Source organism: Modicisalibacter coralii, from assembly GCF_004117855.1.
GTDB lineage: Bacteria > Pseudomonadota > Gammaproteobacteria > Pseudomonadales > Halomonadaceae > Modicisalibacter > Modicisalibacter coralii.
Window position 1 is genome coordinate 276,611 of record NZ_QWBW01000006.1, and the last position, 16,772, is coordinate 293,382.

The 16,772-nt window shown below is 66.3% G+C and carries 18 protein-coding genes; 7 read left to right on the top strand and 11 right to left on the bottom strand.

Annotated features, from left to right (window positions below; translation table 11 throughout):
• Window positions 1-21: 21 nt before the first annotated feature.
• Window positions 22-1,092 carry a TRAP transporter substrate-binding protein gene (locus tag D0901_RS01820; RefSeq protein ID WP_129138575.1) on the top strand — a complete coding sequence of 357 codons (1,071 nt, stop codon included), beginning with the start codon at window positions 22-24 and terminating at the stop codon, window positions 1,090-1,092.
• A gap of 158 nt (window positions 1,093-1,250) precedes the next feature.
• Window positions 1,251-2,324: an endonuclease/exonuclease/phosphatase family protein gene (locus D0901_RS01825; protein ID WP_129138576.1), complete on the top strand. Its 1,074-nt coding sequence runs from the start codon at window positions 1,251-1,253 to the stop codon at window positions 2,322-2,324.
• An 87-nt stretch (window positions 2,325-2,411) separates the two neighbouring features.
• Here D0901_RS01825 and D0901_RS01830 read toward each other — a convergent pair whose 3' ends face one another.
• Entirely contained in the window at window positions 2,412-3,791 is a 1,380-nt protein-coding gene (locus D0901_RS01830; protein ID WP_129138577.1) for a class II fumarate hydratase, read from the bottom strand.
• 199 nt (window positions 3,792-3,990) lie between these two features.
• Between D0901_RS01830 and D0901_RS01835 the strand changes: the two genes are divergently transcribed.
• Together D0901_RS01835 and D0901_RS01840 are read left to right on the top strand one after the other, a co-directional pair.
• The gene (locus D0901_RS01835) at window positions 3,991-4,569 is read left to right on the top strand and encodes a carboxypeptidase-like regulatory domain-containing protein (protein ID WP_129138578.1); all 579 of its coding nucleotides are present in this window, start codon (window positions 3,991-3,993) and stop codon (window positions 4,567-4,569) included.
• Between the two features lie 97 nt (window positions 4,570-4,666).
• Entirely contained in the window at window positions 4,667-5,086 is a 420-nt protein-coding gene (locus D0901_RS01840; protein ID WP_129138579.1) for a secondary thiamine-phosphate synthase enzyme YjbQ, read from the top strand.
• A gap of 60 nt (window positions 5,087-5,146) precedes the next feature.
• Here the strand turns inward: D0901_RS01840 and D0901_RS01845 are convergent, their stop codons facing one another.
• The 3 genes from D0901_RS01845 to D0901_RS01855 form a co-directional block, all read right to left on the bottom strand.
• Entirely contained in the window at window positions 5,147-5,854 is a 708-nt protein-coding gene (locus tag D0901_RS01845) for a ZinT family metal-binding protein (RefSeq protein ID WP_129138580.1), read from the bottom strand.
• Window positions 5,855-6,008: 154 nt separating this feature from the next.
• Complete coding sequence (hda, locus tag D0901_RS01850; RefSeq protein WP_129138581.1) at window positions 6,009-6,710, bottom strand: DnaA regulatory inactivator Hda; 702 nt, start codon at window positions 6,708-6,710, stop codon at window positions 6,009-6,011.
• Window positions 6,707-7,786, bottom strand: a complete 1,080-nt coding sequence (locus tag D0901_RS01855; protein ID WP_129138582.1) for an AI-2E family transporter — start codon at window positions 7,784-7,786, stop codon at window positions 6,707-6,709. The genes hda and D0901_RS01855 overlap by 4 nt, the downstream gene beginning before the upstream one ends.
• 149 nt (window positions 7,787-7,935) lie before the next feature.
• On the opposite strand from D0901_RS01855, the gene purM reads away from it, so the two are divergent.
• Both purM and purN read left to right on the top strand, forming a co-directional pair.
• Entirely contained in the window at window positions 7,936-9,012 is a 1,077-nt protein-coding gene (gene purM, locus D0901_RS01860; protein WP_129138583.1) for a phosphoribosylformylglycinamidine cyclo-ligase, read from the top strand.
• On the top strand, window positions 9,009-9,743 hold the full coding sequence (gene purN, locus D0901_RS01865) for a phosphoribosylglycinamide formyltransferase (RefSeq protein ID WP_129138584.1): 735 nt from the start codon (window positions 9,009-9,011) through the stop codon (window positions 9,741-9,743). The genes purM and purN overlap by 4 nt, the downstream gene beginning before the upstream one ends.
• A gap of 162 nt (window positions 9,744-9,905) precedes the next feature.
• On the opposite strand, the gene dcd is transcribed toward purN, so the two are convergent.
• From dcd to D0901_RS01900, 7 genes are all read right to left on the bottom strand, one after another.
• Window positions 9,906-10,472, bottom strand: a complete 567-nt coding sequence (dcd, locus tag D0901_RS01870) for a dCTP deaminase (RefSeq protein ID WP_129138585.1) — start codon at window positions 10,470-10,472, stop codon at window positions 9,906-9,908.
• Between the two features lie 113 nt (window positions 10,473-10,585).
• Complete coding sequence (gene apbC / locus D0901_RS01875; RefSeq protein WP_267899202.1) at window positions 10,586-11,404, bottom strand: iron-sulfur cluster carrier protein ApbC; 819 nt, start codon at window positions 11,402-11,404, stop codon at window positions 10,586-10,588.
• A gap of 96 nt (window positions 11,405-11,500) precedes the next feature.
• The gene (locus D0901_RS01880) at window positions 11,501-12,685 is read right to left on the bottom strand and encodes a M24 family metallopeptidase (protein WP_129138587.1); all 1,185 of its coding nucleotides are present in this window, start codon (window positions 12,683-12,685) and stop codon (window positions 11,501-11,503) included.
• Between the two features lie 174 nt (window positions 12,686-12,859).
• The gene (locus D0901_RS01885; RefSeq protein ID WP_129138588.1) at window positions 12,860-14,098 is read right to left on the bottom strand and encodes a coiled-coil domain-containing protein; all 1,239 of its coding nucleotides are present in this window, start codon (window positions 14,096-14,098) and stop codon (window positions 12,860-12,862) included.
• Between the two features lie 111 nt (window positions 14,099-14,209).
• A complete protein-coding gene (gene arfB / locus D0901_RS01890) occupies window positions 14,210-14,623 on the bottom strand; it encodes an alternative ribosome rescue aminoacyl-tRNA hydrolase ArfB (protein WP_129138589.1) in 414 nt (137 codons plus the stop codon).
• A 52-nt stretch (window positions 14,624-14,675) separates the two neighbouring features.
• Complete coding sequence (locus tag D0901_RS01895) at window positions 14,676-15,032, bottom strand: HopJ type III effector protein (RefSeq protein WP_129138590.1); 357 nt, start codon at window positions 15,030-15,032, stop codon at window positions 14,676-14,678.
• A gap of 53 nt (window positions 15,033-15,085) precedes the next feature.
• On the bottom strand, window positions 15,086-15,661 hold the full coding sequence (locus D0901_RS01900) for an exopolysaccharide biosynthesis protein (protein ID WP_224417336.1): 576 nt from the start codon (window positions 15,659-15,661) through the stop codon (window positions 15,086-15,088).
• A gap of 219 nt (window positions 15,662-15,880) precedes the next feature.
• Here D0901_RS01900 and D0901_RS01905 point away from each other — a divergent pair, with 219 nt between their 5' ends.
• On the top strand, window positions 15,881-16,771 hold the full coding sequence (locus tag D0901_RS01905) for a YihY/virulence factor BrkB family protein (protein WP_129138592.1): 891 nt from the start codon (window positions 15,881-15,883) through the stop codon (window positions 16,769-16,771).
• The last annotated feature ends 1 nt before the right edge of the window (window position 16,772 follow it).

The following is a 16,772-nucleotide window of genomic DNA, read 5'->3' on the forward strand; positions in this document are numbered from 1 at the left end:
ACCGCATGAGAGGACACAATAATGAAAATACCAAGCAACAAGATGAAGAAAATCGCCAGCGCCGTTCTGTTGGGCTCTACCCTGAGTACCGCCTCCATGGCTCACGCCGTGGACCTCAACGTGGTCTTGCTGGCCAATGAGCAGGATGAAGAGTACGACGCCGCCCAGGTCTTCGAGAACTACGTGGAAAGTCATACCGGCGGCGAAGTCAATGTCAACATCTTCGTTGGCCCCCAACTGTGCGGCTCGGCGAATGAATGCTTCGAAGCCATGCAAGCCGGTATCGTCGACCTATTCACCGCAACCGCAGGCGGTGTCGCCGGTATTTATCCACCGATCCAAGGCATGGACATCCCCTACACTTTCCCCGACGACCGCACAGCCATGGGCATGTTGTCGGACCCGGAGTTCACTGACTATCTACGTGGCGAAATTCTCGATGCAACGGGCCAAGGTATTCGTCTGATGACCATGACTCAGACCGGCGGCTGGCGGAACTTTGCCAACGTCGATCATGAAATACATTCACCAGCAGATATCAAGGGGCTTCGCATCCGCACCATAGAGTCCGAAATCCAACAACGTCTTGTTCGGGATATGGGTGGCTCACCAACGCCAATCCCTTGGCTTGATGTATACACGGCACTACAGACCGGTGTTGTCGATGGCACCAAGAACTCCATTTCGGACATCATAAACATGAACTTTCAGGAAGTTCTCAAGTACATCACCCTCGACGGCCATGCCTATATGGCCTCGATGTGGCTGATGGGCAATCAGAAATTCAAGTCGTTGACCCCAGAACAGCAGCGCATCGTAGTGGATGGGTCTGCGCTTATGAGCGTCGTCCAGTTCGGCATGCAGCCACGCAAGGAGCTCGAAGCCTATGCGGCATGGAAGAAGTCGGGTGGCAAACTGTACGTGCCCAACGACGAAGAGATGGAGCAGTTCCGCAGCTACGCCGAGCCAATTCGCAAGTGGTACATCGACACTTACGGTGAACAGGGGCAGCAGTTCCTTAACGAACTCAATGCCGCCCGTGACCGGGCCAAAGAACGTGTCGCCGAGGAGCGTGAGTCTGCTCTTCAATAACCGTTCCCTTTGAACTTCATGACTCGCCCCTCGACCTTCATCCAATAGTGAAGCGAGCGGCAGCCGCAGGCTTCGTGCGTCGCCTGACGGTTACAGCGCGCCGGCGTTCGTGTTATTGGTGAGCGTCCAACCCTGTCACGCCCGCCCGGGAGCCCACCATGATCGACGCCGGCCTGGCGATCGTCGCCGCGCTACTGCTGATCGCCACGCTCATACCCTTCCTGCACCTGCGACACTGGTGGGTGCGGGGCTTCGATTTCCCACGCCTGCAGCTGGCCGTGGCGGGGCTCGTGGTCGGCCTGCTCGCGCTCTGGCTGAGCACGGGAAGTTGGCGTATCGGCACGATCGCCGCCTGTCTGCTGGTGATCGCCATCCAGGTCAGGCATATCCTTCCCTGGACGCCGCTGTGGCGCAAGCAGGTCACCGATGCCAGCGACGACGGTGATTGGCGCGACCTCACGCTGCTGGTCGCCAACGTGCTCACCCCCAATCGCAACGCCGCAGGCCTGCTGCGCCAGATCCAGGCCGAACGCCCCGACCTGATACTGACGCTGGAATCCGACGCCTGGTGGGGCGAGCAGCTCGGCGACTCGCTGGACAGCGACTGGCCCTACAGCGTCAAGGTGCCGCTGGACAACCTCTACGGCATGCACCTGTTCTCGCGCGAGCCGCTCGAGGACGTCGAGGTCAAATGGCTGATACAGAGCGACATCCCGTCGATCCATGCCTGGCTACGGATGGCCTGCGGCGCGAAGATTCGCATCCATGCCGTGCATCCGCGCCCGCCGGCACCCAGCGAGAGCGACGAGTCGCTGTGGCGGGATGCCGAACTGCTGCTGGTGGGCAAGGGCATCCACCAGCACGAGCAGCCCACCCTGCTGTTCGGCGATCTCAACGACGTCGCCTGGTCGGGTACCACCCGGCGTTTCTGCCATATCAGCGGGATGCTCGACCCGCGCCGGGGGCGCGGCATGCACAGCACCTTCCACGCCGATTACCCCTTTCTGCGCTGGCCGCTCGACCACATCTTCGTCAGCGAACACTTCACCCTGCGTGGGATGCGACGCCTCGAAGCCTTCGGTTCGGATCACTTTCCGATCCTCGCCACCCTCTGCTACCGCCCGGGCCGCGCCGACGAGAACGACACCCCGGAGGCCGACCGCGAGGAGCGCGAACAGGCCGCCGAGACCATCCAGAAAGCGCGTCGCGAGGGCGACGGCGAGGCCTGCTGACGCCCGACGGCGCTATCAGTTGCCAGACACGAGAGAGCCGGCGCAAGCGCCGGCTCTTTGATCGCGTGGCGTGACGGCGCGCTCACATCATTCGGGGATCCCGCCCTCGGTGAGCTTCGCCGGGTCGAGCAGCCGCTGGAGCTCATCCCGTGACAGGTCGGTCTCCTCCTCGGCGACATCGATGATCGGCCGCCCCGCCTGATAGGCCTTCTTGGCGACCTGGGCCGCGGCGTTGTAACCGATCACCGAATTGAGCGCGGTGACCAGGATCGGGTTGCGCGACAGCGGCTCCGCGACGCTCTCGCGGCGCACGTTGAAGGTGGCGATGGCCTTGTCGGCGAGCAAGCGGCTGACATTGGTCATCAGCGTCAGCGAAGTCAGCAGGTTGCTGGCGATCAGCGGCAGCATCACGTTGAGCTGGAAGTTGCCGCTCTGCCCCGCCACGGTGATCGCACTGTCCAGGCCGATCACCTGCGCCGCCGCCTGCGCCGCCGACTCGGGAATCACCGGATTGACCTTGCCGGGCATGATCGAGCTGCCCGGCTGCAGGGCCTCGAGTTCGATCTCGCCGAGCCCGGCCAGCGGGCCGGAATTCATCCAGCGCAGATCGTTGCTGATCTTCATCACCGCGCAAGCGTAGCTCTTGAGGTGGCCGGAAAGCTCGACCGCGGTGTCCTGCGAGCCGAGGCTGGCGAAGAAACTGTCGCTGGGACGCAGATCCAGGCCGGTCTGGGCGCCCAGCGCGTCGGCCATGCGCCGGGCGAACTCGGGATGAGCGTTGACCCCGGTGCCCACGGCGGTGCCGCCCTGGGCCAGCCGGCCGAGCCGCTGCTGAACGTCGTGCAGGCGCTCGATCGCCTGCCCGACCTGGTTCGCCCAGCCGCCCAGTTCCTGACTCATGCGCACCGGCATGGCATCCATCAGATGGGTACGCCCGGTCTTGACCACGTCGTCGAGCTCGTCGGCCTTGCGCTCGATGGTCGCCTTGAGATACTCCATCGCCGGCAGCAGGTGCTCCTTGACCATCAGCGCCGCAGCGAGATGCAACGCCGTGGGTACCACGTCGTTGCTCGACTGGCCCATGTTGACGTGGTCGTTGGGGCCGACCTCGAGGCCGTCCCGCGAGGCCAGGTGCGAGATCACCTCGTTGACGTTCATGTTCGACGAGGTGCCCGAGCCGGTCTGGAAGATATCGATGGGGAACTGATCGCCATGCTCGCCATCGATCAGTTGCTGGGCCGCGACGACGATTGCCTCGGCGCGCTCGGCATCGAGTAGCTCGAGGTCGCGGTTGACCTCGGCGGCGGCGCGCTTGATCCGCGCCACGGCCCGGATGAAGGCCGCCGGCATCGGCTGGCCGCTGACCGGGAAATTGTTCACGGCACGCTGGGTCTGGGCACCGTAGAGGGCATTGGCCGGGACTTCCAGCTCGCCCATGCTGTCGCGCTCGATGCGGGTCTCGCTCATGGCAACCTCGAGTCGTTGATGAAAAAAGGAAAATCCGTTCGGAGCCTAAGCATAGGAGCAAACCCCGAACCCGGTCCACGCCGTCGCATGATCCCGAATCGTCGCCTGAAGGAGGCTCGCAGCGAACCTCGCCGGACAATTGCCCTCTAAGGGTGCATCGCAAACCGCGCGCGGCAACCCGACGACCAGGGAGACAACAATGTTCAGATGGTTGATGGCGGTCACGCTGGGCCTGGTACTCTCGAGTCACCAGACCCTGCGCGCCGAAGGCGACCCCGATGATGCGCACGTGGATACCACCCTGGAGGGCGAGACCCCGACACTGCGCCGCAAGGAGCCCTTCCCCGCCGATGAATACGCCCGTCTGGCGACGAGGGGCGATGGCGTCCTGCGCGGCCGGCTGTTCCTGCATCACCCGTGTGGCAAGTGCGTGCCCAGCGTCGGCGAGACGGTGGCCATCGCCCCGGCGACGCGCTACGCCGAAGAAGAGGTCCGGGCCATCGAGGCCGGCCTGACGATCGAGCCGCCCGACCCGCGCGCCCGCCAACACACCCGTTATGCCGAAACCGACGACGACGGCTACTTCACGGTCGGCGACCTGCCCGCCGGCGATTACTTCGTGGCCGGCAGCGTCAGCCTGCCGGGGGCCAACCATCGTCGACAGGCGATCGTCAGGCGCGTCCGGCTGGAAGCCGGCGACACGCTCTCCCTTGCCTTGAGCCGGCATGTCGATCTCGGTCGCCCGCCGGTGCACGGGCGTTCGCGACTCGCCACATGACGCGATGCCAGGCAGCGGCGATCGCCAGCTCCGAGCGGCTTGAAAACGCGCCCGGTCACCCCGAGAAAGACGACACTCATCCCAACGGGAGTCGAGCATGTGGATGCAGCAGGAAATCGCTCTCAAGGCCCGGCCACGCGGCTTTCACCTGATCACCGACGAGATAGAGGACGCCCTCGCCGGGCTGGGCGATATCCAGACCGGCCTCGTCAGCGTGTTCATCAAGCACACCTCGGCCTCGCTGACCATCAACGAGAACGCCGACCCGACGGTCCGGGCCGACTTCGAGAGCTTCTTCAATCACGCGGTTCCCGAGGACGCGCCGTACTACCAGCACGTCTTCGAGGGCAGCGACGACATGCCCGCTCACTTGAAGAGCAGCCTCCTCGGACCCAGCGTGCAGATCCCCGTGACCCGCGGGCGTCTCAATCTGGGCACCTGGCAGGGCATCTATCTCTGCGAACACCGCAACCACGGCGGCAGCCGACGTCTGGTCATCACCGTCAACGGCGAATGACGCCGCGCCGGCTCCCTTGATGGCGCCCGCTGGACGCCCCTGCCAGGCGGCGCGTCACGCTCAGTGCGCCAGCATCTCGTGGGCGATCTCGTCACCGCTCATGGCCGAGGGGTAATAGGTGGGCCAGTTGGTCACCTCGTCGAGCAGGGCGTCGCGATCATCGCCCCAGTACAGGTGGTAGTGGCCGGCGTCGGTGGGGGCGATGTGATGATCGCTGAACTGGATGAAGCGCGGCGCCGCCGCAGCGCCGTCCTGGCGTTCGAAGACGTAGCGCACGCCGCGGTTCCCGGCCTCGTAGGTGAGAATCTCGTAGCCGTCGTAGGCATAGGTTCCCGAGCGAACGTCGTCGCCCTCGTGAAAGGTCACCCGGTCGCCGTCGATCTCGATGCGCTGAACCGAGGTGCGATATCCCGTTGCATAGTATTCCTTGATCGCTTCGGCGGTTTTCGCGGCATCATGGGCGGCCTTGTGGGCGAAGACCGGGTCGAGCGTGCCGTCCTTCAGATAGGGATAGACGGATTGCCAGTCGCCCTGCCAGTCGGCCAACGACCGATCCTCGACCTGGGCGTCCTTGAAATAGCCCGCGCGGATCGCGTCATCCTGGTCGTGCCCATGGTTGTGTTCGTGCGCATGGCCGTGATCGTGCCCATGATCGTGGTTCGCCGAATGCCCTGCCTCGTCTTGCGAGGCCGATACCGCCTGGCCGATACCCATCAGCAGCACACCGATGGCCGACAGGCCCAGCGCTTTCTTGAACCCTTGCTGCATTGCCGTACCTCTTCTGTCTGATTGCATGCGCCGTGATTGACGTCACGCTGCATAAGATATGTTATAACATAACGATTAGCAATCCGACGCGACGGATCGCCACCCATACCTGGGTGTCAACGTCGAAAACGGGATGTCGCCCCGGGAGGACCGGCTACCAGCCGAGCGCCTGCTTGACGAAGGGGATGGTCAGCTTGCGCTGCGCGGTGAGCGAGGCGCGGTCGAGCCGCTCGAGGGTGGCGAACAGCTCGTTGAGCTGCCTGGGGCCGCGATGCAGGATGTAGCGCGCCACCTCGTCGGGCAGTTGCATGCCACGGCCCCGGGCGCGCAGCTGGAGGGCATCGAAGCGCTGGGCATCGTCGAGGCGGTGCAGGTGGAAGGTCACCCCCCAGGTCAGCCGCGACGCCAGGTCGGGAAGTTGAACCGGCAGTTGCCGGGGCGCCGCGGACGCGGCGATCACCAGTCGCTTGCCGGCATCGCGCAGGCGGTTGAAGCCATGAAACAGCCCCTCCTCCCAGCGCCGACGCCCGATCACCGCATCCAGATCGTCGATCGCCACCAGATCGAGCCGCTCGATGTCCTCGAGCATGTGCGGGGGGAAATGGCCGAGATCGTCCAACGGCAGGTAGAGCGCGCGCTTGTCGCGGGCGCTGGCCTCGTGACAGGCCGCCTGGAGCAGATGGCTGCGCCCCGAGCCCTCGCCGCCCCAGAGGAACAGGAAGGACTCGCCGTCGTCATCGAGCTGGGCGCGCAAGCGGCCCATCAGGGCGGCGTTGTCGCCCGGCAGGAAGTTGGCGAAGGTCGCATCGTCGCGCAGCCCCACGCCGAGTGGCAACTGCGCCGGCCCCGTGCTCATGACTGGTCCCCGTCGTCCGGGAGGCGCTCCCCGGCATCGTATAGGCGGCTGTTCTTGTAGCGCTCGTGAAGGTCGCGCAATACTACCATGATCATCGCCGCCACCGGCAGCGCCAGCAGAATGCCGGTGAAACCGAACAGCTGCCCGCCGGCCAGCACGGCGAAGATCACCGCCACCGGATGCAGGCCGATCTTGTCGCCCAGCAGCAGCGGCTGCAGCAGCATGCCCTCGAGCATCTGCCCCACCGCAAAGACCGCGGCCACGGCGAGCAGATGCACGAGATCGCCATACTGGAAGAAGGCCACCAGCGCGGCGATCGCCAGCCCGACGATCACCCCCAGGTAGGGGATGATGCTCGCCAGCCCGGCGATCAGGCCGATCAGCACGCCGAACTGGATGCCCGCCAGGGTCAGCCCCACCGCATAGACCACGCCGAGGCTCAGCATCACCAGCAGCTGGCCGCGCAAGAACGCCGACAGGACCTCGTCGCAGTCCCCCGCCAGCCGCGTCACGGTGGGCTCGAAGCGCCGCGGCAGCAGATCGCGCACCTGCGCCTTGATACGGTCCCAGTCGAGCAGCAGGTAGAAGGTGACCACCGGGATCAGTGCCAGGTTGCCGATCCAGATCGCCAGCGCCAGCCCCGAGCGCGAGACCTTGGCCAGCACCCCGGCGGCGAAGGTGCCGGTTTCCTTCCAGTTGGCCATCAGCGTCTGGCGCAGCGACTCGAAATCAGTGCTCAAGTCGACCCCCGAGACGTCGCGCACCCAGGGCAGGACGCTGACCTGAACCCAGTTGAAGACCGCCGGCAGCGCCTCGATCAGTTGCGTCAGCTGGCGCCCCAGCAGCGGTACCAGCACCAGCACGCCGGCGATCAGCACCAGCGACAGCACCAGAAACACCACGCTCACCGCCAGCCGTCGCGACAGCCCGCGTGCCTCCAGCCAGTCGGTCAGGGGATCGCCCAGGTAGGCGAGGATCAAGCCGACGAAGAACGGCATCAGGATCGGCTCGAGCAGCACCAGCAGCCAGATCACGGCGGCCAGGCCCAGTAGTGTCCAGACTTGCAGACGTGTCATCGAATCGCCCTTGCAGGAAATGGGAGAGCGCCGCACGTCGATGCACCGCGCCAAGCGCGATGCTACAATGCGCGCGCTTTCACCTCTAGGCTCCAGGCTATCGGGCCCTCGCCGAAAGGCTTCCACGACAGGTCATCACAGGACGCGCCATGAACCCCAGCGACGCCGACTCTTCACAGCCCCCTTCTCTGAGCTACAAGGACGCCGGCGTGGACATCGACGCCGGCAACGCCCTGGTCGAACGCATCAAGGGCGTGGCCAAGCGCACGCATCGCCCCGAAGTGCTGGGCGGTCTGGGCGGTTTCGGCGCCCTGTGCGAACTGCCCGCCGGCTATCGCCAGCCGGTGCTGGTCACCGGCACCGACGGCGTGGGCACCAAGCTGCGCCTGGCCATGGACCTGAATCACCACGACACCATCGGCATCGACCTGGTGGCGATGTGCGTCAACGACCTGGTGGTGGCCGGCGCCGAGCCGCTGCAGTTCCTCGACTACTATGCCACGGGCAAGCTGGATGTCGACATCGCCGCCGACGTCGTCGCCGGCATCGGCGAGGGCTGCCTGCAGGCCGGCTGCGCGCTGGTCGGCGGCGAGACCGCCGAGATGCCCGGCATGTACGAGGGCAGCGACTACGACCTGGCCGGCTTCTGCGTCGGCGTGGTCGAGAAGTCCGAGATCCTCGACGGCAGTCGGGTCGGCGAAGGCGACGTGCTGCTCGGCCTGACCTCCTCCGGCCCGCACTCCAACGGCTATTCACTGATCCGCAAGATCCTCGAGGTCAGCGGCGCGGACCTCGACGCCGACCTCGACGGCCGGCCGCTGGGCGACGCCCTGCTCGCGCCGACGCGCATCTACGTCAAGCCGCTGCTTTCGTTGATCCGCGACAGCGGCGTCGCGGTCCACGCCCTGTCGCACATCACCGGCGGCGGGCTGACCGAGAACCTGCCGCGGGTGCTGCCCGACTCGCTCGCCGCGCGCGTCGACGTCGGCGCCTGGCAGCGTCCCGCGGTGTTCGACTGGCTGCAGGAAAAGGGCAATGTGGCCGCTCGCGAGATGTATCGCGTGCTCAACTGCGGCATCGGCATGGTGGTGGTGGTGCCCGCGGCCCAGGCCGAGGCGGCACGCGCGCATCTCGAGGCCGCCGGCGAGCGGGTCGTCACCCTCGGCGAGATCGTCTCCCGCGAGGGCGACGAGGAACAGGTGCGACTGGAGAACCTCGAGGCATGACCGACGAGACCACCGACACCCTCAACGACTTCACCGCCGAGCCGGCCGACGCGCGGCGCGTGGTGGTGCTGATCTCCGGCAACGGCAGCAACCTGCAGGCGCTGATCGACGCCCAGGCCTACGGCGAGCTGGGCGGCGAGATCGTCGCGGTGATCTCGAACAAGGCCGATGCCTACGGCCTCAAGCGCGCCCATGACGCCGGCATCGAGGCCGTGGCGCTGCCGCACCGCGAGTACGACAGCCGCGACGCCTTCGACGGCGCCCTGATCAAGGTGATCGAACGCCACGAGCCCGACCTGGTGGTGCTCGCCGGCTTCATGCGCATCCTCACTCCGATGTTCGTGCACCGCTTCAACGGCCGGCTGCTCAACATCCACCCCTCGCTGCTGCCCGCCTACCAGGGACTGAACACTCACGCCCGAGCACTGGCCGACGGCGTCGAGGAGCACGGCGTCAGCGTGCACTTCGTCACCGAGGAGCTCGACGGCGGCCCGGTGGTGATGCAGGCGGCACTCAAGATCCGCCCCGGCGATAGCGAAGAGACGGTGGTCGAGCGCATTCACGCCCGCGAGCACCTGATCTACCCGATCGCCGTGCGCTGGTTCCTCGAAGGCCGCCTTCAGCTCGGCGCCGAGGGGCCGACGCTCGACGGCGTGCCGCTGCCCCCCCAGGGCATGCGTCTTTCCCACGAGGACGCCGCCGAGGAACTGGACGAGGATATCGAGGAGTAAGCGGTAAGCGGTAAGCGGTAAGCGGTAAGCGGTAAGCGGTAAGCGGTAAGCGGTAAGCGGTAAGCCAGATAATCAAAAGTGCCTCCCATCGCCGCAAGGCCGATAGGGGGCACTTTTTTTACAGATCCAGGCTTGTGACTTACGGCTCCCGGCGAAGCCGGGTCAGGCCCGCGGCAGGGTCACGCCGCGCTGGCCCATGTACTTGCCGCCGCGATCCTTGTAGGAGATCGCGCACTCCTCGTCGGATTCGAGAAACAGCATCTGCGCCACGCCCTCGTTGGCGTAGATGCGCGCCGGCAGGTTGGTGGTGTTGGAGAACTCGAGTGTCACGTGCCCTTCCCACTCGGGCTCGAGCGGCGTGACGTTGACGATGATGCCGCAGCGCGCGTAGGTCGACTTGCCCAGGCAGATGGTCAGCACGCTGCGCGGGATGCGAAAGTACTCGACGGTGCGCGCCAGGGCGAAGGAATTGGGCGGGATCACGCAGGCATCGCCCTTGATGTCGACGAAGCTCTTCTCGTCGAAGCCCTTGGGGTCGACCACCGCCGAATGGATGTTGGTGAAGACCTTGAACTCGTCGGCGCAGCGCACGTCGTAGCCGTAGCTGGAGGTCCCGTAGGAGATCACCCGCTGGCCATTGACGTGACGGACCTGATCGAACTCGAACGGCTCGATCATGCCTTCCTGCTCGGCCATGCGGCGAATCCACTTGTCGGATTTGATGCTCATCGGGGAAGTCCTTGCACTGCCACGGTCAGGGGCCCGCGGTCGAAAAACGGGGCCGTTATCATAACGACCCCGTCGGCTCGGTGAAAGCGCGCGACGCGCCTCTCGCCCCGCGATCACTCGCTGAAGGAGATGCTCGGCCCTTCGTCGCTCTGGCCCTCGACCCCGGCGGCCACCTCCCTGGCCACCGCGCGGAAGGTCGCGGCGACCTCGCCGTCCGGCTCGGCGACCACGCTGGGCCGGCCGCCGTCCGCCTGCTCGCGGATCGACAACTGCAGCGGCAGCTGGCCCAGCAGGCGGGTGTCGTACTGCTCGGCGATGCGCTCACCGCCGCCGCTGCCGAAGATCGGCTCGCTATGGCCGCAGTGGGAGCAGATGTGCAGGCTCATGTTCTCGACCACGCCGAGTACCGGCACGTTGACCTTGCGGAACATCTCGATGCCCTTGCGCGCGTCGAGCAGCGCGATATCCTGCGGCGTGGTGACGATCACCGCCCCCGAGACCGGCACCTTCTGGGCGAGCGTCAACTGGATGTCGCCGGTGCCCGGCGGCATGTCGATGAACAGGTAGTCGACATCGTCCCACACCGTCTGATTGAGCAGCTGCTGGAAAGCACCGGAAACCATCGGCCCGCGCCACACCATGGGTTCGCTGATGTCGACCATCAGCGCCATCGACATCGCCTGGAGACCGTGGGCCTGGATCGGCTTGAAGCTCTTCTCGCCCACCACTTCGGGACGCGTCCCTTCCGCGATACCCAGCATCTGCGCCTGGCTGGGCCCGTAGATATCGGCGTCCAGCAGGCCGACCCGATAGCCTTCGGCGGCCATCGCCAGCGCCAGGTTGGCGGTCACCGTGGACTTGCCGACCCCGCCCTTGCCGGAGGCCACGGCGACGATATGCTTGACTCCCTCGATCACGACTGACTCCTTGATTGCAACGTATCGGCGCCGAACATGCTCACGCCTCGCCGACGCCAGTATAACCCGCCGTCGCCGGGCATAACCAAGCAGGATAGTCGACTTTTCGGGTCAAGCGTCGACGCCGAGCGACCAGGGGTTGGCCGTCAGCGCCACGCCGCCGGTTTCGGTGACGCGCACCGTGTCGCTGCAGCCGATACCCCACTGCCCCGGCAGGCGCAGGCAGATCGGCAGGTGGAAGACCATGTCCGGTGCAAAGCAGCGGGTCTGACCGCGGGCGATGAACCCCGAGCCCTCGACCCAGGACGGCGGGAACTGCGCCCCCACGGCATAGCCGTAGACGCCCGAGATATAGGCATCGTCGCTCAGCGGTGCGAAGGCCTGCTCGGCGGCCCGGGCGGCGCTCTCGAAGGACCGGCCGGGACGCATGGCGCCGAGCAGGGCATCGTAGATCCGCCGACAGGTATCGAAGACCTCGATCATCCGCGCGCTCGGCCGGCCCGCCACCACGGTGCGCATCATCGGCGCCGTGTAGCGGTTCCAGGCCGAGCCGAACTCCATGAACACCGATTCGTCGATACCGACCGGGCGCCGCCGATGGTTGAGATGCCCCACGCTGCTGCGCGCGCCGGCGACGACGATCGGCTGCATGCTCATGAATTCGCTGCCGGCCTCGTGCATGGCCCGAGCGCCCGTCGCGGCGATCTCGCTGTCCGTGGCCCCGGCACGCACGGCCTCGGCCGCCGCGGCGATGCCCGTGCCGGTGATCCGCGCGCTCTCGCCGAGATAGTCGAGCTCGAGCGGCGACTTGACGAGCTTCACGCCGTGCAGCAGATCGGCGGCATCGACGAACTCACGACCGGGCAGTCGTTCGCGCAGCGCCGCCAGCACGCCCTGGCGCAAGGACCCGTGCCAGGGGTCGATGCCGATACGCACGGTCGCCATGGCCAGGACTTCGGCGAGCGGCTCGATGACCTCGGCGAGATTCTCCCAGCGATAGCTGCGAATGTCGTCGACCCGGGTACAGGTGACCGCCGGCCCCACCTCGATCGACGGCACCTGGAGCATCAGGTGATCCAGGGTCACCACCAGCGCCGTGTGCACGGAGACCTCGAAGGTGCTGTAACCGGTCAGGTAGAAGATGTCGGCCGGTGCGGTGAGCAGCAGGGCCTCCACCTCGGCGGCCTGCATCGCCTGTCGCACCGCGTCTCGCCGGCGCTGCAGTTCGGCCTCGGGGAACACGCATTCGCTCCCGGTCAGCGGTTCGAGCCGGTGGCGATATCCCGTATGCTCCATGGCTGATCTCCTCGTCGTGGCTGGCGACCGTCTTCCCCAGCCTAGACGCTGGCGGGCCTGACTCGCCAAGACCACCGCACACCCGGGACGAAAAAGGCCCCACAAGAAGACACCGGCCGGGGCAAGCCCGGCCGGTGTCGATGCATCGTGCGCCGCCAACGGCGCGAGGCGATGTCAGGTGGATTGCGCGGAAGCGGCGGGCGAACCCTCTTGCTGCGACGTGCTCGCGTCATCCGGCGCGCTCTCGTTCTGAGACTGCTCGCCGCCTTGCTCAGAGTCGTCTTGCTCAGAAGAGCCCGACGCGTCCTGCCCCTGTTGGCCCTGGGTGCTTTCGCTCCCATTCGATTGGCCCTGGGTCTGATCCCGCGATTCGCTCGACGGCGATTGATCTCGAGTCGTCTTCGGGTCGCTGGACTGGCCGCTCTGAGCCTGGCCGCCCTGGTTCTGGCCCTGCGCGGCGTCCGGCTCCTCGCCCGCCGCCTCGGACTGGTCGCTGCCGGTTTCCTGTTGCACGCTGTCGATGCGCTGCGACAACTGCTTCAGGGTCTGCTGCATGCCGACGATGCTGGAGAGCTCCTGCTGAACGTTGCCCAGGTGTTCCTGCAGGGCCTGGAGACGCTGGACCCGGGTCTGGATCTGCGCATTCAGTTGATCGAGACGCTGGCGGGTCTCGTCGACCTGGGAAGCCAGCGACTGCTGCTGCTGGCGGGTTTCCTCGAGAGACTGACGAACCTGCTCGAGGCTCTCCTTGGCCTCGGCGGTCTGGCCCTGCAGATCGGCCAGTTCGGATTCCCGCGCCTTGACCTGTTTCTCGAGCGCACTCAGGCGATCTTCCTGGGACTGCACCTTCTTCTGCAGTTCGGCGTGACGCCCCTCGACCTCGGCGGTCTTGTCCTGAGCCTCCTGGAGGTCCTTCTGGGCCTGGGCGAGTTTCTGCTGGCCGCTGTCGACCTGCTCATTGAGATCGTCGAGCTTCGACTGGGTCTGCTCGACCTGGCCCTGCAGCGACTGCAGTTGCTGATCGCGCGTCTGGATCTGGCTCTGCTGCTCGCTGAGACGCTGCTTGGCGTCGTTGAGCTGCGACTGCACCTGCTCGAGCTGCTGCTGCGCCTGGGTGTTCTGCTGCTGCAGCGACTTCTGGGCGTCCTGCGCCTGCTCGACGCTGGCGTAGGCCTTCTCGAAGCTGGCGTTACGCTGTTCGAGGGCCTGCTTCTGGTTCTGCAGGTCGTCGATCTGCGATTCCAGCGACGCCCGCTGCTTCTCCCACCGGTCCTCCTGGGAACTGGCGCTGGAGGCGATATAGATTGCCGCGATGACCGCCACCACGGCGACCACGACGACGGCGCGGACCCGATTGTCCTTGAACGGCTGGCCCGGCTGCGGATCGGCCGGGGTCGAAGACGGCTCTGCCATGGATGTCTCCTTCTGGTTCGAGGCGTACCGTCCTACACCATGACCATCTCCGTCCCTCGGGGCAAGACGAAATCTCTAGTCGAGCTGTCGCGGCAGAGCCCGAAACGGCGCTCAGTGGTCCACCTTGCCACGTAGCGCCTTGCGCTGACCCTTGCGGCTCTTGGCATCCAGGCGGCGCCGCTTCGAGGCCTTGGTGGGCCGCGTGGGAATGCGCTTCTTGGCCGGTACCGCCACACCGCGGATCAGGCTGTGCAGCCGCTCGAGGGCATCCGCGCGATTCTGCTCCTGGGTGCGATATCGCTGGGCCTTGATCACCACCACCCCGTCACGGGTGATGCGCTGGTCACGCAACGCCAGCAGGCGCTCCTTGTAGACCGCCGGCAACGAGGAAGCCGCGATGTCGAAACGCAGGTGCACCGCCGAGGCCACCTTGTTGACATTCTGGCCACCGGCCCCCTGGGCGCGGACCGCCTGCATCTCGATCTCGTCGTCGGGCAGACTGACCTGCCTAGATATCTGCAACATGGAAGAACCTTCTGGATAGCGATGCGTTTCCCGCCGGGGCGAGACGTCGACCTCACTCGGCGCCATCGCGGGGCGCCAGGGGCTCGGCGTCGAACGCCACGCCGGCCCAGCCCCGACGGCGGAATTCGCGGATATTGCGATGGCCGTGGCCCTGCGGATCGCCCAGTACCTCATCACGATACACCTCGCCGAAGCAGTGCAGCGTCTGTTCGACGTCCAGCTCATGCCGGCGGGCGAAGGCCAGCACCCGGCAGGAACCGGCGTTCTCGCCGGGGGCATTGGTCACCTCGCCGTTGCGAAACCCCACCGGCGTGAAGCGGTAATGGCGATCGATCACCGCCAGGGTGTCGGCGAAGGCGAGCGTGTCGGGGGCGTTGCGCAGGCGATGCAGGAAATCGTCGAGGGTCATGGGCGTATCCGGCCAACGGGCAAAGCCCGTACTCTACGCAAGACGCCCCGCGCTCACCACAGCCAGTGGCCGACGAGCCCCGCCGTCACCCCGGTGCAGGCCAGGGCCAGCAGGGCGAGAACCCCGTCGCGGGCCACCAGCGCCAGCCCGAAGGCGACCAGGGCGATACCGGCGCCGGTCGCCGAAAAGGGGATGAACTCCATCACCGGCATGGCCGCGGCGATCGCCAGGCAGGCGACGGCGATCAGATGACTGCCGACCTCGCCGGTCAGCACGCACCATCTCGGCCGCAACCCGCGGTCGATGAGGCGCGCCAGCGGCAGCAGACGCCGTACACCGCTGCGTACATGGCGGCTCGCCATCGAGCGGCGCAGCAACCAGCGCGGCAGCCAGAAGCGCCGCCGCTGCAACAGCAGTTGCCCGGCGGTCAGGGCGACCAGCAGTGCCATCAGGGTCGGCACGCCGGGGATGTCACCCAGCAGCGGCATCACCGTGACCAGCCCGGCGAAGAGCATGACCGGGCCGAATGCCCGCTCGCCCAGCGCCGCCAGCATCCGCTCCAGGGTGACATCCCCCTCGCCTTCGGCGCTGGCCAACAGTCGCGTCAACAACGCCTCGAGTCCATTCATCCTGCGCGTCTCCCTTTCCATCGCGTCCGGACAACGCCTCACCCGGCCGCTCGACGACCGCTCGCCGGACGACTCGGCCCACGATTTCACGGAGCCACCCCGGCACCGGGCTTGGAGGTAACGCCCGGCGTGTCGGATACTGAGGCAAGAACCGGGACACGCCGCCACGGCATCCGGCCCATTCTTCCGGTGGCGGAAACCGCCTGCAAAGGAAATGCGATGCAACGTCTGGTCCTGACGGCCCGGCTCTGGCGCTTTTCGCTGCGAGTCCTGGGCGCCTTCTTCAAGAATCGCGGCATCCTGCTGGCCGGCGGGGTCGGCTACAACGTGCTGCTCTCGACGGTACCGCTGTTCGCCATGCTCTGCGTGTTGTTGACCCACGTGGTCAGCGAGCAGCGCCTGCTCGAGATCATCGCCATCCAGGCCCAGCATCTCGCCCCGGCCCACGCCGACGTGATCCTCGACTCGGTACGCACCCTGGTCGATTCACGCGACGTGGTGGGAGTGGTCGGCACGCTGGTGCTGCTGTTCTTCAGCTCCTTCGCCTTTCGCATGCTCGAGGACTCGATCGCGCTGATCTTCCATCAGCCCGACGACCCGAAGAAGCGTCGCTTCTGGGTCTCCGCCCTGCTGCCCTACGCTTTCATGCTGGTACTCGGTGCCGGGCTGCTGGCGCTGACCGTGCTGCTGGCGATGGGCGATGCCTTCAACCAGCTGCTGCTGGCGCTGTACGACGTCGAGCTTCCGTCGGCGATCGTTGCCACGGTGACCCTGAACCTGCTCAGCTTCATCGGGCTGGTCGGCCTGTTCAGCGCCATCTACAAGATCATGCCCGTGGTGCGCATCGCCCCCAGCCGGGCGCTGATCGGCGGCTTCGTCGCCGCCCTGCTGTGGGAGAGCGTGCGTCTGGTGCTGGGCTATTACTTCGCCAATATTTCCTACGTCAACGCCGTCTACGGCTCGCTGGCGACCCTGATCGTGGTGCTGCTGAGCCTCGAGATCGGCGCGATCATCCTGCTGCTCGGCGCCCAGGTGATCGCCGAACTGGAAGCCAGCGCGCGCGCCGGCCTGCACTGGTACGAGACGCCGCGGCACCGGCCCGGCCATTGAC

Excerpts from the sequence above, each read along its gene's own strand:
- arfB (WP_129138589.1), bottom strand. The coding sequence starts at position 14,623 with ATGTTGCAGATATCTAGGCAGGTCAGTCTGCCCGACGACGAGATCGAG.
- D0901_RS01835 (WP_129138578.1), top strand. The coding sequence starts at position 3,991 with ATGTTCAGATGGTTGATGGCGGTCACGCTGGGCCTGGTACTCTCGAGT.
- D0901_RS01830 (WP_129138577.1), bottom strand. The coding sequence starts at position 3,791 with ATGAGCGAGACCCGCATCGAGCGCGACAGCATGGGCGAGCTGGAAGTC.
- D0901_RS01825 (WP_129138576.1), top strand. The coding sequence starts at position 1,251 with ATGATCGACGCCGGCCTGGCGATCGTCGCCGCGCTACTGCTGATCGCC.
- D0901_RS01845 (WP_129138580.1), bottom strand. The coding sequence starts at position 5,854 with ATGCAGCAAGGGTTCAAGAAAGCGCTGGGCCTGTCGGCCATCGGTGTG.
- D0901_RS01885 (WP_129138588.1), bottom strand. The coding sequence starts at position 14,098 with ATGGCAGAGCCGTCTTCGACCCCGGCCGATCCGCAGCCGGGCCAGCCG.
- D0901_RS01895 (WP_129138590.1), bottom strand. The coding sequence starts at position 15,032 with ATGACCCTCGACGATTTCCTGCATCGCCTGCGCAACGCCCCCGACACG.
- D0901_RS01820 (WP_129138575.1), top strand. The coding sequence starts at position 22 with ATGAAAATACCAAGCAACAAGATGAAGAAAATCGCCAGCGCCGTTCTG.
- dcd (WP_129138585.1), bottom strand. The coding sequence starts at position 10,472 with ATGAGCATCAAATCCGACAAGTGGATTCGCCGCATGGCCGAGCAGGAA.
- D0901_RS01840 (WP_129138579.1), top strand. The coding sequence starts at position 4,667 with ATGTGGATGCAGCAGGAAATCGCTCTCAAGGCCCGGCCACGCGGCTTT.
- hda (WP_129138581.1), bottom strand. The coding sequence starts at position 6,710 with ATGAGCACGGGGCCGGCGCAGTTGCCACTCGGCGTGGGGCTGCGCGAC.
- purN (WP_129138584.1), top strand. The coding sequence starts at position 9,009 with ATGACCGACGAGACCACCGACACCCTCAACGACTTCACCGCCGAGCCG.
- purM (WP_129138583.1), top strand. The coding sequence starts at position 7,936 with ATGAACCCCAGCGACGCCGACTCTTCACAGCCCCCTTCTCTGAGCTAC.
- D0901_RS01905 (WP_129138592.1), top strand. The coding sequence starts at position 15,881 with ATGCAACGTCTGGTCCTGACGGCCCGGCTCTGGCGCTTTTCGCTGCGA.
- D0901_RS01880 (WP_129138587.1), bottom strand. The coding sequence starts at position 12,685 with ATGGAGCATACGGGATATCGCCACCGGCTCGAACCGCTGACCGGGAGC.
- D0901_RS01855 (WP_129138582.1), bottom strand. The coding sequence starts at position 7,786 with ATGACACGTCTGCAAGTCTGGACACTACTGGGCCTGGCCGCCGTGATC.
- D0901_RS01900 (WP_224417336.1), bottom strand. The coding sequence starts at position 15,661 with ATGAATGGACTCGAGGCGTTGTTGACGCGACTGTTGGCCAGCGCCGAA.